Annotated in this window: 16 protein-coding genes; 5 read left to right on the top strand and 11 right to left on the bottom strand. The window is 62.6% G+C overall.

What is annotated here, in order from left to right:
* Positions 1 to 71: 71 nt before the first annotated feature.
* The 3 genes from acnD to prpD all read left to right on the top strand — a co-directional run bounded on the left by acnD (position 72) and on the right by prpD (position 5,695).
* Entirely contained in the window at positions 72 to 2,660 is a 2,589-nt protein-coding gene (gene acnD, locus ACIP02_RS14485) for a Fe/S-dependent 2-methylisocitrate dehydratase AcnD (protein WP_400617479.1), read from the top strand.
* Positions 2,661 to 2,865: 205 nt separating this feature from the next.
* The gene (gene prpF / locus ACIP02_RS14480) at positions 2,866 to 4,056 is read left to right on the top strand and encodes a 2-methylaconitate cis-trans isomerase PrpF (protein WP_400617478.1); all 1,191 of its coding nucleotides are present in this window, start codon (positions 2,866 to 2,868) and stop codon (positions 4,054 to 4,056) included.
* Between the two features lie 154 nt (positions 4,057 to 4,210).
* Positions 4,211 to 5,695: a 2-methylcitrate dehydratase gene (prpD, locus tag ACIP02_RS14475; protein ID WP_400617477.1), complete on the top strand. Its 1,485-nt coding sequence runs from the start codon at positions 4,211 to 4,213 to the stop codon at positions 5,693 to 5,695.
* Positions 5,696 to 5,870: 175 nt separating this feature from the next.
* Here prpD and acnB read toward each other — a convergent pair whose 3' ends face one another.
* Positions 5,871 to 8,480, bottom strand: coding sequence for a bifunctional aconitate hydratase 2/2-methylisocitrate dehydratase (acnB, locus tag ACIP02_RS14470; RefSeq protein WP_400617542.1), 2,610 nt, complete (start codon positions 8,478 to 8,480; stop codon positions 5,871 to 5,873).
* Positions 8,481 to 8,886: 406 nt separating this feature from the next.
* Here acnB and ACIP02_RS14465 point away from each other — a divergent pair, with 406 nt between their 5' ends.
* Positions 8,887 to 9,354, top strand: coding sequence for a DUF1289 domain-containing protein (locus tag ACIP02_RS14465; protein WP_400617476.1), 468 nt, complete (start codon positions 8,887 to 8,889; stop codon positions 9,352 to 9,354).
* A 71-nt stretch (positions 9,355 to 9,425) separates the two neighbouring features.
* Positions 9,426 to 10,028: a hypothetical protein gene (locus ACIP02_RS14460; protein ID WP_400617475.1), complete on the top strand. Its 603-nt coding sequence runs from the start codon at positions 9,426 to 9,428 to the stop codon at positions 10,026 to 10,028.
* A gap of 24 nt (positions 10,029 to 10,052) precedes the next feature.
* Here ACIP02_RS14460 and queD read toward each other — a convergent pair whose 3' ends face one another.
* The 10 genes from queD to ACIP02_RS14410 all read right to left on the bottom strand — a co-directional run bounded on the left by queD (position 10,053) and on the right by ACIP02_RS14410 (position 13,914).
* Positions 10,053 to 10,409: a 6-carboxytetrahydropterin synthase QueD gene (queD, locus tag ACIP02_RS14455; RefSeq protein WP_016392794.1), complete on the bottom strand. Its 357-nt coding sequence runs from the start codon at positions 10,407 to 10,409 to the stop codon at positions 10,053 to 10,055.
* Positions 10,410 to 10,472: 63 nt separating this feature from the next.
* Positions 10,473 to 10,685 carry an AlpA family transcriptional regulator gene (locus tag ACIP02_RS14450; RefSeq protein WP_054572450.1) on the bottom strand — a complete coding sequence of 71 codons (213 nt, stop codon included), beginning with the start codon at positions 10,683 to 10,685 and terminating at the stop codon, positions 10,473 to 10,475.
* A gap of 24 nt (positions 10,686 to 10,709) precedes the next feature.
* Entirely contained in the window at positions 10,710 to 10,886 is a 177-nt protein-coding gene (locus ACIP02_RS14445) for a hypothetical protein (protein ID WP_400617474.1), read from the bottom strand.
* Between the two features lie 14 nt (positions 10,887 to 10,900).
* Positions 10,901 to 11,635: a metallophosphoesterase gene (locus ACIP02_RS14440; RefSeq protein ID WP_400617473.1), complete on the bottom strand. Its 735-nt coding sequence runs from the start codon at positions 11,633 to 11,635 to the stop codon at positions 10,901 to 10,903.
* Between the two features lie 51 nt (positions 11,636 to 11,686).
* Complete coding sequence (locus ACIP02_RS14435) at positions 11,687 to 11,968, bottom strand: hypothetical protein (protein WP_054572452.1); 282 nt, start codon at positions 11,966 to 11,968, stop codon at positions 11,687 to 11,689.
* A 43-nt stretch (positions 11,969 to 12,011) separates the two neighbouring features.
* Positions 12,012 to 12,230 carry a hypothetical protein gene (locus tag ACIP02_RS14430; protein WP_392524786.1) on the bottom strand — a complete coding sequence of 73 codons (219 nt, stop codon included), beginning with the start codon at positions 12,228 to 12,230 and terminating at the stop codon, positions 12,012 to 12,014.
* Complete coding sequence (locus ACIP02_RS14425; RefSeq protein WP_400617472.1) at positions 12,220 to 12,648, bottom strand: DUF2591 domain-containing protein; 429 nt, start codon at positions 12,646 to 12,648, stop codon at positions 12,220 to 12,222. Before ACIP02_RS14425 ends, ACIP02_RS14430 begins: the two co-directional genes overlap by 11 nt.
* Positions 12,645 to 13,211, bottom strand: a complete 567-nt coding sequence (locus tag ACIP02_RS14420; protein WP_400617471.1) for a hypothetical protein — start codon at positions 13,209 to 13,211, stop codon at positions 12,645 to 12,647. The genes ACIP02_RS14425 and ACIP02_RS14420 overlap by 4 nt, the downstream gene beginning before the upstream one ends.
* A complete protein-coding gene (locus ACIP02_RS14415) occupies positions 13,208 to 13,561 on the bottom strand; it encodes a hypothetical protein (protein WP_400617541.1) in 354 nt (117 codons plus the stop codon). Before ACIP02_RS14415 ends, ACIP02_RS14420 begins: the two co-directional genes overlap by 4 nt.
* Complete coding sequence (locus ACIP02_RS14410) at positions 13,561 to 13,914, bottom strand: hypothetical protein (protein ID WP_400617470.1); 354 nt, start codon at positions 13,912 to 13,914, stop codon at positions 13,561 to 13,563. Before ACIP02_RS14410 ends, ACIP02_RS14415 begins: the two co-directional genes overlap by 1 nt.
* Positions 13,915 to 13,919: the final 5 nt, after the last annotated feature.

Raw genomic sequence — 13,919 nt, 5'->3', positions numbered from 1 at the left:
CGAAAGGGGTGCGTAGCGCCCCCAATGGCCAGACCTGCATACCGAATACCGTGACCGAGCCTGATAACCCTATGAACACTGCATACCGCAAGCACCTGCCAGGCACCGACCTGGACTACTTCGATGCCCGCGCGGCGGTCGAGGCGATCAAGCCCGGCGCCTACGATGGCCTGCCTTACACCTCCCGCGTGCTCGCCGAAAACCTGGTGCGCCGCTGCGACCCGGCTACCCTCGACGCCTCGCTCAGCCAGCTGATCGAGCGCAAGCGCGACCTCGATTTCCCGTGGTTCCCGGCGCGCGTGGTGTGCCACGACATCCTCGGCCAGACGGCCTTGGTCGACCTCGCCGGCCTGCGTGACGCCATTGCAGACAAAGGCGGCGACCCGGCCCAGGTCAACCCGGTGGTGCCGGTACAGCTGATCGTCGACCACTCGCTGGCCGTCGAATGCGGCGGCTTTGACCCGCAAGCCTTCGACAAGAACCGCGCCATCGAAGACCGCCGCAACGAGGACCGCTTCCACTTCATCAACTGGACCAAGAAGGCGTTCAAGAACGTTGATGTGATCCAGCCGGGCAACGGCATCATGCACCAGATCAACCTGGAGAAAATGTCGCCGGTGATCCACAACGACCGTGGCGTGGCCTACCCCGACACCTGCGTCGGCACCGACAGCCACACCCCGCACGTAGACGCGCTGGGCGTGATTGCCATTGGTGTTGGCGGCCTGGAAGCCGAAAACGTGATGCTCGGCCGCGCCTCGTGGATACGCCTTCCGGAAATCATCGGCGTCGAGCTGACCGGCAAGCTGGCGCCGAACATCACCGCCACCGACCTGGTGCTGGCCCTGACCGAATTCCTGCGCAAGCAGAAAGTGGTGGGTGCTTACCTGGAGTTCCACGGTGAAGGCGCCCGCGCCCTGACCCTGGGCGACCGCGCCACCATCTCCAACATGGCGCCGGAATACGGCGCGACGGCGGCGATGTTCGCTATCGACCAGCAAACCATCGACTACCTGCGCCTGACTGGCCGCGAAGAACAGCAGGTCAAGCTGGTGGAAACCTATGCCAAGGCCACTGGCCTGTGGGCAGACAGCCTGGCTGGCGCTGTCTACGAGCGCACCCTGAGCTTCGACCTGTCGAGCGTGGTGCGCAACATGGCCGGCCCGTCCAACCCGCATGCCCGCGTGGCCACCAGCGACTTGGCAGCCAAAGGCATCGCCGGCAGCTGGGAAGAGGTGCCGGGGCAAATGCCTGATGGCGCCGTGATCATTGCCGCCATCACCAGCTGCACCAACACCAGCAACCCGCGCAACGTGATTGCCGCAGGCCTGATTGCGCGCAATGCCAACAAACTGGGCCTGACCCGCAAGCCGTGGGTCAAGTCGTCGCTGGCACCGGGTTCCAAGGCGGTACAGCTGTACCTGGAAGAGGCCGGCCTGGAGAAGGAACTGGAGCAGCTCGGCTTTGGCATCGTCGCTTTCGCCTGCACCACTTGCAACGGCATGTCGGGCGCGCTCGACCCGGTGATCCAGCAAGAGATCATCGACCGCGACCTCTACGCCACCGCCGTGCTGTCGGGTAACCGCAACTTCGACGGGCGTATCCACCCTTACGCCAAGCAGGCATTCCTCGCTTCGCCGCCGCTGGTGGTGGCCTACGCGATCGCCGGTACCATCCGCTTTGACATCGAGAAGGATGTGCTGGGCGTGGTCGATGGCAAGGAAATCCGCCTCAAGGACATCTGGCCCAGCGACGAAGAGATCGACGCCGTGGTACGTGCCGCGGTCAAGCCGGAGCAGTTCCGCAAGGTGTACATCCCGATGTTCGCCATCGAGGAAGACCGCGGGCCGAAGGTCGCGCCGCTGTATGAATGGCGCCCGATGAGCACCTATATCCGCCGCCCGCCCTATTGGGAAGGTGCCTTGGCCGGTGAGCGCACCCTGCGTGGCATGCGCCCGCTGGCGGTGCTGCCGGACAACATCACCACTGACCACCTGTCGCCGTCCAACGCCATCATGCTCGACAGCGCCGCCGGCGAATACCTGGCGAAAATGGGCCTGCCGGAAGAGGACTTCAACTCGTACGCCACCCACCGTGGTGACCACCTGACCGCCCAGCGCGCTACCTTTGCCAACCCCAAGCTGTTCAACGAAATGGTACGCAAGGACGACGGCAGCGTGAGGCAGGGCTCGCTGACGCGGCTAGAGCCGGAAGGCAAGGTCACCCGCATGTGGGAGGCCATCGAGACCTACATGCAGCGCAAGCAGCCGCTGATCATCGTGGCCGGTGCCGACTACGGCCAGGGCTCGTCGCGTGACTGGGCGGCCAAGGGCGTGCGCCTGGCCGGTGTCGAGGCCATCGTCGCCGAAGGCTTCGAGCGCATTCACCGCACCAACCTGGTGGGCATGGGCGTGTTGCCGCTGGAGTTCACGCCGGGCACCGACCGCAAGACCTTGGGCCTGGATGGCAGCGAGACCTATGACGTGCTGGGGGCGCGTACCCCGCGGGCGACCCTGACTCTGGTGGTAACCCGTGCCAACGGCGAGCGCCTGGAAGTACCCGTGACCTGCCGCCTGGATACCGGTGAGGAAGTGTCGATCTACGAGGCGGGTGGGGTGCTGCAGCGCTTTGCTCAGGACTTCGTCGAAGCCAGCGCCTGACCCATGTAGGAGCGGGTTCACCCGCGAATGCGTCAGCAGGTACAACATTGTTGTCTGGTCGGGCGCATTCGCGGGTAAACCCGCTCCTACAAGGGGCAGCGCAGGTTTTGAGCATTGTGCGATCCGTGTAGGAGCGGGCTTGTCCCGCGAATGGGCCGCAAAGCGGCCCCATGGTTTTTGCATACTCACAAAGGACAGCACACCAATGGCACACGCACCTCAAATCAAGATCCCTGCCACCTACATCCGTGGCGGTACCAGCAAAGGCGTGTTCTTCCGCCTGCAAGACCTGCCCGAGCAGGCACAAATCCCAGGCCCCGCCCGCGACGCATTGCTGCTGCGGGTCATCGGCAGCCCCGACCCCTACGGCAAGCAGATCGACGGCATGGGCGGCGCCACCTCCAGCACCAGCAAGACCGTGATCCTGTCGCAAAGCATCAAGCCCGAACACGATGTCGACTACCTGTTCGGCCAGGTCAGCATCGACAAGGCCTTCGTCGACTGGAGCGGCAACTGCGGCAACCTGTCGGCTGCCGTAGGTTCGTTCGCCATCAGCAGCGGCTTGGTCGACCCGGCGCGCATTCCGCGCAACGGTGTTGCCACCGTGCGCATCTGGCAGGCCAACATTGGCAAGACCATCATCGCCCATGTGCCAATCACTGAGGGCGAAGTGCAGGAGACCGGCGATTTCGAACTGGACGGGGTAACCTTCCCGGCGGCCGAAGTGCAACTGGAGTTCCTTGACCCGGCCGCTGACGAAGAGGGCGACGGCGGTGCAATGTTCCCCACCGGCAAGCTGGTCGATGACCTGGAGGTGCCGGGTGTCGGCACCTTCAAGGCGACCTTGATCAATGCCGGCATCCCGACCATTTTCGTCAACGCTGCCGATATCGGTTACACCGGCACGGAACTGCAGGATGCCATCAATGGCGACCTGCAGGCGCTGCTGCGCTTTGAGACCATTCGTGCCTACGGCGCTGTGCGCATGGGCCTGATCGACAACGTCGACCAGGCTGCCGGGCGTCAGCACACGCCGAAAGTGGCCTTCGTTGCGCCGCCGAGCACCTACACTGCGTCCAGTGGCAAGGCGGTGCAGGCGGGTGATATCGACCTGCTGGTGCGCGCCTTGTCGATGGGCAAGCTGCACCATGCCATGATGGGCACGGCGGCGGTGGCGATCGGCACCGCCGCGGCCATTCCAGGCACGCTGGTCAACCTCGCCGCGGGCGGGGGCGAGCGCAGCGCCGTGCGTTTCGGCCACCCCTCGGGCACCCTGCGGGTAGGGGCCGAGGCACGCCAGGTGAATGGCCAGTGGACGGTGACCAAGGCAATCATGAGCCGCAGTGCTCGCGTGCTGATGGAAGGCTGGGTTCGCGTGCCTGGCGATAGCTTCTAACGCACCACTGGCGCTCGGCTTTAGTTCGTTGGGGCCGCTGTGCGGCCCATCGCGACACAAGGCCGCTCCTACAAGGGCACGCGATACCTGTAGGAGCGGCCTTGTGTCGCGATGGGCTGCACAGCAGCCCTGGCTATTCTGAAGGGAGCTGGATATGAGCGCCAACGTGGACCTCAACAACCGCCCGGACTACGACCGGGTACTGCAAACCCTCGCTGACTACGCCCTCGACTACCAGGTCGAATCCGCCGAAGCCCTGGACACCGCGCGCAACTGCCTGATGGACACCCTCGGCTGCGGCCTGCTGGCCTTGCGCTTCCCGGAATGCACCAAACTGCTCGGCCCCCTGGTCGAAGGCACCGTAGTACCCAATGGCGCCCGCGTCCCTGGTACCGCCTACCGCCTGGACCCGGTCAAGGCCGCCTGGGACATTGGTTGCACCGTGCGCTGGCTGGACTACAACGACACCTGGCTGGCCGCCGAATGGGCGCACCCTTCGGACAACCTCGGCGGCATCCTGGCCGTTGCCGATCACCTGTCGCAAAAGCGCGTAGCGGCTGGCGAACAACCGCTGCTGATGCGCGATGTACTCGCTGCCATGGTCATGGCTCATGAGGTCCAGGGTGTGCTGGCGCTGGAAAACGCCTTCAACCGCGTCGGCCTCGACCACGTGATTCTGGTCAAGGTTGCTTCGACGGCGGTATGCGCCAGGCTGATGGGCGCCAACCCTGAGCAGATGCTTTCTGCGTTGTCGCATGCCTTCGTCGATGGCCAGGCGCTACGCACTTATCGCCATGCGCCCAATGCCGGTTCGCGCAAGTCCTGGGCCGCCGGCGACGCCTCCAGCCGTGGTGTGCGCCTGGCCGATATCGCCCTGCGCGGCGAGATGGGCGTGCCGGGTGTGCTCACGGCGCCGCAGTGGGGCTTCTATGACGTGTTGTTCAGCCACACCAACAAGGACCTGGCGCTCAAGCCTGTCGGGCAGCAGGAGCTGCGTGTGCCGCAAGCATTGGGCAGCTATGTGATGGAAAACGTGTTGTTCAAGGTCAGTTTTCCCGCCGAGTTCCACGCCCAGACCGCTTGCGAGGCGGCAGTAACCCTGCACCCGAAAGTGCGTAACCGCCTGCATGAAGTCGACCGTATCGTCATCACCACCCAGGAGTCGGCGATTCGCATCATCTCCAAGAGTGGTGCGTTGGCCAACGCCGCCGATCGCGATCATTGCCTGCAGTACATGGTGGCCGTGCCGCTGATTTTCGGCCATTTGCAGGCCGAACATTATGAAGATGCCTTCCATGCCAACCACCCGAGCATCGATCGCCTGCGCGAGAAGATGGAAGTGGTGGAAGATCCGCGCTTCAGCCGAGAGTATCTGGAGCCGGACAAGCGCTCGATCGCCAATGCCATACAGGTGTTTTTCAAGGACGGCAGCAGTACCGAGCAAGTGGTGGTGGAGTACCCGATCGGGCATCGGCGGCGGCGGGAGGAGGGCATTCCATTGCTGGAGGCCAAGTTCAGGGCCAACCTGGCGACGCGTTTTGCGCGGCAGCGCTGTCAGCAGATTTTCGAGCTGTGCAAGGACCAGCAACAGCTGGAGCAGATGGCGGTGCACAGGTTTGTCGATTTGTTCGTGATTTGAGGTTGCCTGCACTGGCCTCTTCGCGGCTAAAGCCGCTCCTACATGGACCCCGCCGCTCTCAAGGCCTGTGCAGGACCTTGTAGGAGCGGCTTTAGCCGCGAAGAGGCCCGCACAGGAGACACAAAAAAGCCCCGGCATCGCTGCCGGGGCTTTCTTTTACACCTTACAACTCAGCTTACGCCTGAACCACCGGGATCTTGGCGTTGGCCGCAGCTTCGCGGAACTCGGCGATCTGGTCGAAGCTCAGGTAGCGGTAAACGTCGGCAGCCATGCTGTCGATGTCTTTCGCGTACTGCATGTACTCTTCGACAGTCGGCAGCTTGCCGATGATCGAAGCGACAGCAGCCAGCTCGGCCGATGCCAGGTACACGTTGGTGGCGTCGCCCAGACGGTTCGGGAAGTTACGGGTCGAAGTGGAAACCACGGTCGAACCGGTCTGCACACGTGCCTGGTTACCCATGCACAGCGAGCAGCCTGGCATTTCCATGCGCGCACCGGCCTTGCCGTAGATGCCGTAGTAGCCTTCTTCGGTCAGCTGGTGAGCGTCCATCTTGGTTGGCGGGGCCAGCCACAGACGGGTCGGGATACCACCCTTGACCTTGTCCAGCAGCTTGCCGGCAGCGCGGAAGTGACCGATGTTGGTCATGCACGAACCGATGAACACTTCGTCGATCTTCTCGCCCTGTACCGAGGACAGCAGGCGGGCATCGTCCGGGTCGTTTGGCGCGCAGAGCACAGGCTCTTTGACGTCGGCCAGGTCGATTTCGATGATTTCGGCGTATTCGGCATCGGCGTCGGCCGACAGCAGCTCAGGCTTGGCCAGCCAGGCTTCCATGGCCTGGGCGCGGCGCTCCAGTGTGCGTGGGTCGCCGTAGCCTTCGCCGATCATCCAGCGCAGCAGGGTGATGTTGGACTGCAGGTACTCGGCGATGGCCTTCTCTGGCAGCTTGATGGTGCAACCGGCAGCGGAACGCTCGGCCGAGGCGTCGGACAGCTCGAAGGCTTGCTCGACGGTCAGTTCGTCCAGGCCTTCGATTTCCAGGATGCGGCCGGAGAAGGCGTTTTTCTTGCCTTTCTTCTCGACGGTCAGCAGGCCCTTCTGGATGGCGTAGTAAGGGATGGCATGTACCAGGTCACGCAGGGTGATGCCTGGCTGCAGTTTGCCCTTGAAGCGCACCAGGATCGACTCTGGCATGTCCAGCGGCATGACGCCGGTGGCCGCGGCGAAGGCTACCAGGCCGGAACCGGCCGGGAACGAGATGCCGATCGGGAAGCGGGTGTGCGAGTCGCCACCGGTACCCACGGTGTCAGGCATCAGCATGCGGTTCAGCCAGCTGTGGATGATGCCGTCGCCCGGGCGCAGCGACACGCCGCCACGGGTGCGGATGAAGTCTGGCAGGGTGTGGTGGGTGGTGACGTCGATCGGCTTCGGATAGGCCGCGGTGTGGCAGAACGACTGCATCACCAGGTCAGCGGAGAAGCCCAGGCACGCCAGGTCTTTCAGCTCGTCGCGGGTCATCGGGCCAGTGGTGTCCTGGGAACCGACGGTGGTCATCTTCGGCTCGCAGTAGGCGCCTGGGCGTACGCCCTGGCCTTCTGGCAGGCCGCAGGCACGACCGACCATTTTCTGCGCCAGGGTGAAGCCCTTGCCGGTGTCGGCAGGCTGCTCTGGCTTCTTGAACAGGTCGGAAGCGCCCAGGCCCAGTTCGGCACGGGCCTTTTCGGTCAGGCCGCGGCCGACGATCAGCGGGATACGGCCGCCAGCGCGGACTTCGTCCAGCAGTACTTCGGTTTTCAGCGTGAACTCGGTAACCAGCTCGTCGCTGTCGTGACGGCGTACTTCACCTTTGAACGGGTACACGTCGATCACGTCGCCCATGGCCAGGTTGGTGCAGTCGAATTCGATCGGCAGGGCGCCGGCGTCTTCCATGGTGTTGTAGAAGATCGGGGCGATCTTGGTACCGAAGCAGAAACCACCGGCGCGCTTGTTCGGCACGTACGGGATGTCGTCGCCGAAGAACCACAGCACCGAGTTGGTAGCGGATTTACGCGACGAACCGGTACCGACCACGTCACCGACGTAGGCAACCGGGAAGCCCTTGGCCTTGACCGCTTCGATCTGGGCCAGCGGGCCGACCGAGCCTGGCTGCGACGGCTCGATGCCGTCACGGGCCATTTTCAGCATGGCCAGGGCGTGCAGCGGGATGTCAGGGCGCGACCAGGCGTCCGGGGCAGGCGACAGGTCGTCGGTGTTGGTTTCGCCAGGTACCTTGAACACGGTCAGGGTGTACTTGTCGGCGATGGCCGGGCGCGAGGTGAACCACTCGCCGGCAGCCCAGGATTCCAGAACAGCCTTGGCGTGAGCGTTGCCGGCCTTGGCTTTTTCAGCCACGTCGTGGAAGGCATCGAACATCAGCAGGGTGTGCTTGAGCTGTTCGGCCGCGACGGCGCCCAGTTCGGCGTCATCCAGCAGCGTAACCAGCGTTTCGATGTTGTAGCCGCCCTGCATGGTGCCCAGCAGCTCGGCAGCGTGCTTGCGGTCGATCAGTGGCGATTTGGCTTCGCCCTTGGCGACGGCAGAGAGGAAAGCAGCCTTGACGTAGGCAGCTTCGTCGACCCCTGGTGGTACGCGGTTGGTGATCAGGTCTACGAGGAAGGCTTCTTCGCCGGCCGGCGGGTTTTTCAGCAGCTCGACCAGGCCTGCAGTTTGTTCGGCGTTCAGCGGCTGGGGCACGATACCCAGGGCGGCACGCTCTTCGATGTGTTTGCGGTAGGCTTCAAGCACAGTTATTTCCCTCATCAGTGGTCCCTAAAGGGGGTCCGGGACGCTTATCCAGCATTCGATGCACCCATGCGCTGCCACGGCTTTGTGGGCCGCCCAGCCAGAGTCGCAAAGAATCCTTACAGAAGCTGCTTTCAAAGTTTTACGCCTGCAGAACGGGGAGCTGATGAGGGCTGGCGCGGGCATGCGAGGGGTGCATGGCCCGGGCCAACGCCGTTCTACCGGATTAACTGTGCTCGTGACGCTTTGAAAACAGCTTCCAACGGACATTGTTGCCTTTGAAAAGGCGGGATGATTCTACGGCAAAAAAAGCCCGAAGGTAAGGCGCAGAACATGACTTTAACGGGTGACCCTGGTTAGACAAAGGGCTAACATGGGCCGGTGTTCCACCGCCAAGCCGTTGTTTTTCATGTCCAACAAGTCCATCAAGACCCCTTGCGTCGGCCTGTGCTCCACGGTGTACGGAGACACGGTGTGCCGTGGCTGCAAGCGTTTCCACCACGAAGTGATCAACTGGAACGGCTACGACGACGGCCAGAAGCGCGCCGTGTGGCTGCGCCTTGAGCAATTGCTGGTGCAGGTGATGATGGCCAAGCTTGAGGTGTTCGACAAAAGCCTGCTGCGCCAGCAACTGGAGCAGCGCTCCATCCGCTTTGTCGAGCAGCAGTCGGAGTATTGCTGGGCCTACCAGCTGATTGCCCGCGGGGCGCGGATGATCCGTGACCTGGAGGCCTACGGCATGGTGCTGCTGCCGGAGTTTCGCGATTGGGAGCTGCCGCAGCTGCGCGATGCCATCGACCGTGAGTTCTTCCTGTTGTCCGAGGCGCACTACCAGCGTTATATCGCCCCGGCGTTTCTCAAGGCTGCACTGCCTTAGCGCCTCGTTCCATCTGAAATGCCCCGCAGCGGCATGACAAGCTCGCCCTTCATTCTTGCGAGGGCTCGTTCATGCCGATCTATTATCGTTTTGTGCCTAAGACTTCTTTCATTGCCAAAGTCTGGTGGCAGTTGGATGACACCCGTGTAGAGCCCGGTAAGTGGGATCAGAACGCGCCAGGGATTGTCCCCGTGTGGATGCGCTTCGACGGTAACGACGGCTTGGACACTTACATGCGTAGCGAGCCGCTCAATCAGTCTAAGAATGGCAAGGGTGTGCTTGCCGACAGGTTCTGGTTCGGGGTTTATGAGGGGCATTTCCTGGGCGGTGGCTATTACTACCAGGTCAGGCCCGCCGTGCTGCGCCCGAGTATGCCCCCCAGAATCATGAAGTATGTGATGGAGGCCGACCTGTCAGGCTACATGGCCATGTACATCAGCCTGTTCGATTCGCCCGAAAGTACAATTATTGCGGCCAACGACCTCTGGCGCCTGGAGGGCTTGGCGCCAACGCGGCTGACGGTGGGGGCGCTGCACCACAATCTGACGCTTGCGACCTACGACGATTTTGCCGTCAAACGCTACAAGCAGTTCGGCAAGCCGTACCTGAACAGCAAGGCCACCGGGCAGCGCGGGCGGGTGACGCTGGAGATTCAGGAGTACCCGTTCCAGTGATGCTCGCCCAGCCGCGTGCGTGCCTCAGTCGCCCGTGTATTCACACCCACTGGTGCAGGTTTCGTGGATACGCACTTTCGACAGCTCCGGCATCAGCGGCTTGACCTGCTCCCAGATCCACTTGGCGATCACTTCGCTGGTGGGGTTTTCCAAGCCCGGGATGTCGTTCAGGTAATTGTGGTCCAGTTGCTCGTAGATCGGCTTGAAGATTGCCTTTACCTCGGCAAAGTCACGAATCCAGCCTGTGTGGGGGTCAAGCGGGCCGGTCAAGTGCAGCCCGACCTTGAACGAGTGGCCGTGCAGGCGGCCGCATTTGTGCCCGGCAGGCACGTGGGGCAGGCGGTGGGCCGATTCGAAAGTGAATTCCTTGAAGATTTCCACTGGTGGACCTGTATAGCTGGTGGGATAAGGGCTTGAGCGGAAATTGGCGTTTCAATGTACTGCTCAATGTACTGATTGGTCGTCGCTGGGGTCGAAAGAGGTCATCCACTGGGTGATGTCCGACTGGCGCCAGGCAACCGAATTGGGGCCTATCTTAACCTGTTTTGGGAAGGTGCCTTCACGGATTCTGCGATAGACGGTGTTTCGGCCAATGCCGGTCACGTGCAGCACCTCGTCGAGGCGCAGGAAGCGGTCGATGTTTTCTGCGGGTCGCATGGGTGTCTCCTTTATATAGAAGGGTCAGGCCGTGAAGTGGTATCCGACCTTCGCCGCCCGGGCGGCTTCCTCGGTGCGGAACATGAGCCTGGTCTTGCTGGTGCTGCCCCAGGCGTTGTACTCGACATCGACCCACCAGGCGCCGAACTTGCGGTACGGCTCGCCAAGGATCTTCGTCACGTAGCAGTCGATCAGGTTCATGGGTTCCTCCTCGGTCAGTCCCAGTCGTGGCTGACGCCTGGCTTGATTGGTGGTGTGCACTGGAGGGAGCCAAGCTCCAGCAGGGTGAAGTGGCCATCCATCCAGCCGGCGGTGTCGATGTGGAAAACATTGCCGAGCACGGCAGGCTGCCGGAGCGGGGTATGGCCGACCACTACGGCGCTGATGCCAGCTACTGGTTCGGTATTGCCGTCATTGATCCGGCTGCGGGACCACTGGGCGACTGCCTGAACATGGTCCACCTCTGCCGGGGAGCCAGTCTCAATGCTCAGCTCGAAATCTGGCCAGCGACCATATGGCACGTCCGCGTGAACGATTCCGACAATCCCGTGCGTGGTTTCAACCTCGATGGCCAGCGGAAGGGCTTCAAGCGCCAAAACGACATCGGCCCGCTCATCCTGCGATAGCGCGTAGAACCAGGCTCCGCCGTTGCAGAAATGCAGGTCGGTATTCCCTTCGCGGAAAGCCGACACGGTCATTTCCTCGTGGTTGCCGCGCACCGCGTGAAACCATGGACGCTCAAGCCATTCAAGGGCTGCTAGGCTTTCCGGCCCACGGTCGACCAGGTCGCCCACGCTGAACAGCCGGTCAACTGCCGGGTTGAAGCCGGCTGCGTCCAGGGCGGCCTGCAGGCGGGTGAAGTGCCCGTGAATGTCGCCGACCGCGAAATCGCGGCCAGCCGTGTTTGCGGCGAAGCGCTTGATGCGCACCACCTCGATGTTTTCGAGCATGCAGAATCCTCGCCCGCGCATGTCGGCGAGCTTGAGTTGTATGGGGAGGGGTTAGGCTTGAGGATCCCCGGCGCGCCGAAGGCTCTGGTCGATCAGATGGTTAAGCCGGGGCAGGTCGCAGGCGTGGCAAATGGTGTTGTTGGTGGGCACCTTCTTGAATCGGGTCACTTCAAGCGCGTGACCGCACTCCAGAAGGATCGCGCGGGTTCGTGTGCGATGAATCACGTACCTGGCGGTATTTTTGGTCACCGTTTCTTTCACGACCTTGTCGACCTGTATCCAGGTCTCGCCGACGACTTTCCGGCGCGCATCTGGGAAAGATGGCTCACTCATCGCGGCCCCCTGTAGATCAGATAGGCCATGTAGGCGAGGGCGATCATAGAAGGTGTCCTCCGGCCTCGAGCAGGCTGTCTCGGTCTTCGCGCAAGCTATCGCGGTCCTTGCGCAGCGCCTCGTTCTGGGCGGCGAGCTTGCCCAGCAGGCCGTAGCACTCGGCAAGCAGGTTATTGGCCGCTTCGATCGCCGGTCCTTTGCCTGGCACGCCGCGCTGGCAGGCCTTCATCAACGCTTCGACGCTGTTTTTGTCAGTCGGCATGGATCAACTCCTTTGGCACCTGGACGGTATCGCCGAATTCTGTCGCAACAACCGCCTGGCAGGCGGCTATCAGGGCGCTGTCGCAATGCTCGGTGGTGTACTGCTCGCCACCGCTGTAATACACATCAGCGAACCACCGCTCAGACCGCTCGGTGCCTTCCATTCCATCGTGAGCCTCGGGGACCAAGGCAATCTGGTACTTCGAAACTAGCTGCCCACCCAGCGCCCAGTCCTCCCACGGGTTGTAGCGCTTGGTGTGCTCGATGGCCAGGCCTTGGTACCGAGCGAACACTCGCCAAGGCACACCGTTGTAGCCGGGCGGCTCCAAGTACACATCCAGCCCTTCGGCTTTACCGACTGCCCAACCGAGCGCCTCGCCGACCAGGTTGGATACCCTCACTTCGATCAGGTCGGTCATGGCGCCACCTGCTTGCTGTATCCGGCGTCGATCATCGCCTCGATCACCTGCCGGGAAACTGCCTCTGCGGGGATATCACCACGGAAAGACTCAAGCGTTCTTGCTATGGCAGTGTGAGCGTTGCGGAGCTTGTGCAGACGCTCATCCTCAGCGATCTGCTCGGGCGTGCGGGCAGGCCGGAAGGAAACTTCCAGCCCAAAGTGGGCCCACTCATCACCAGTTTCTTCGAGGCACATGATTTTCTTGTGGCCGTGGGCGGTGACCGTGACGCGCTGCCAACTGCTTCCTTCGTTGTCGTGGAACCTTCGTTCGCACACCGTACCTACTGGCGGGAGTCCTGTGCCGTCCCATTTCCCAGGGCGGGGCGTGATGTACTGCACCTGGCCCCGGGTGAAGTTGTGCCGGTGATCGCCGGTCCCGCCGCCATAGGGATAGGAGCGATCCTCGGCGCCGACCACGGCGTACTGGTCCATGTTGATCCACACTTCGGTGATGCCGTGATGGGCGACCAGACCGTGCCCGTCTGCCCATTCTGGCGCTTTGCTCCAGTCGATCTTGCTCACAGCACATGCCTCTCATCAATCCAGCGCCCAGGCGCCATAGTGGGTGTAGGTTCGGGTTGGGTTTCGTGCGGGGAGAGCTGGCGCTCGTTGCCGGCCTGGAAGTTGCTGCCGGTGACGCCGCTCTGTTGCGAGCAGTTTTTCCCGCAGCTTTCTTCCCACTGGGTAGAGCCAGCGCAGTTGGTGAAGTACCGGGCTCGGCCGCCGTCGTGGAATCGGTAGACGGTGCAGCCGTCGACCTTGAACAGCCGATCGACCTTAAAGTCCGAGCCGGCGCGCGTGGTTGATTCAGCTTCCCCTTGGCAGCCGGCCAGGGTGGCCAGCAGCAGGAGGCAGAGGGCGAGGCGGGTCATCATGGCCACTCCTTACTGGTCCGCTCGCATTGGGCAGCCAGCTTCAGCAGGTTGATTGTGGTGGGGCGGAAGCCTTCAGTGTTGGGGTATCCCTCAAAGCGATGGCCGTTCGGATAGGCCTCGAACGGTCCGTGCCAGCACCAGTTCATCTGCCAATCCTCCCAGACGGTGTAGGCGTCCTGTCCTTCACCCCAGTAGTCCACGCCGCCGCCAACACTCAGAACGTGTCGCACACTGGAGCCCTGGTCGTACGCCAGTTCCGTCGGTTCCTGATCACGCCAGGCCTTTCGATAGACCGAGGGCAACAGCTCGACCAGGCGCTTGCTGAGCTTCTTTTCGATGCGGGCTTTCATGGCCA

The organism is Pseudomonas sp. NPDC089408 (assembly GCF_044749445.1).
Classification (GTDB): Bacteria; Pseudomonadota; Gammaproteobacteria; order Pseudomonadales; family Pseudomonadaceae; genus Aquipseudomonas.
This window is presented reverse-complemented; position numbering and strand designations above follow the sequence as displayed.

Bases quoted from the DNA above. Each gene is read 5' to 3' on its own strand.
- acnD (WP_400617479.1), top strand. From the start codon at position 72: ATGAACACTGCATACCGCAAGCACCTGCCAGGCACCGACCTGGACTAC.
- prpF (WP_400617478.1), top strand. From the start codon at position 2,866: ATGGCACACGCACCTCAAATCAAGATCCCTGCCACCTACATCCGTGGC.
- prpD (WP_400617477.1), top strand. From the start codon at position 4,211: ATGAGCGCCAACGTGGACCTCAACAACCGCCCGGACTACGACCGGGTA.
- ACIP02_RS14465 (WP_400617476.1), top strand. From the start codon at position 8,887: ATGTCCAACAAGTCCATCAAGACCCCTTGCGTCGGCCTGTGCTCCACG.
- ACIP02_RS14460 (WP_400617475.1), top strand. From the start codon at position 9,426: ATGCCGATCTATTATCGTTTTGTGCCTAAGACTTCTTTCATTGCCAAA.
- ACIP02_RS14450 (WP_054572450.1), bottom strand. From the start codon at position 10,685: ATGCGACCCGCAGAAAACATCGACCGCTTCCTGCGCCTCGACGAGGTG.
- ACIP02_RS14445 (WP_400617474.1), bottom strand. From the start codon at position 10,886: ATGAACCTGATCGACTGCTACGTGACGAAGATCCTTGGCGAGCCGTAC.
- ACIP02_RS14440 (WP_400617473.1), bottom strand. From the start codon at position 11,635: ATGCTCGAAAACATCGAGGTGGTGCGCATCAAGCGCTTCGCCGCAAAC.
- ACIP02_RS14435 (WP_054572452.1), bottom strand. From the start codon at position 11,968: ATGAGTGAGCCATCTTTCCCAGATGCGCGCCGGAAAGTCGTCGGCGAG.
- ACIP02_RS14430 (WP_392524786.1), bottom strand. From the start codon at position 12,230: ATGCCGACTGACAAAAACAGCGTCGAAGCGTTGATGAAGGCCTGCCAG.
- ACIP02_RS14425 (WP_400617472.1), bottom strand. From the start codon at position 12,648: ATGACCGACCTGATCGAAGTGAGGGTATCCAACCTGGTCGGCGAGGCG.
- ACIP02_RS14415 (WP_400617541.1), bottom strand. From the start codon at position 13,561: ATGACCCGCCTCGCCCTCTGCCTCCTGCTGCTGGCCACCCTGGCCGGC.
- ACIP02_RS14410 (WP_400617470.1), bottom strand. From the start codon at position 13,914: ATGAAAGCCCGCATCGAAAAGAAGCTCAGCAAGCGCCTGGTCGAGCTG.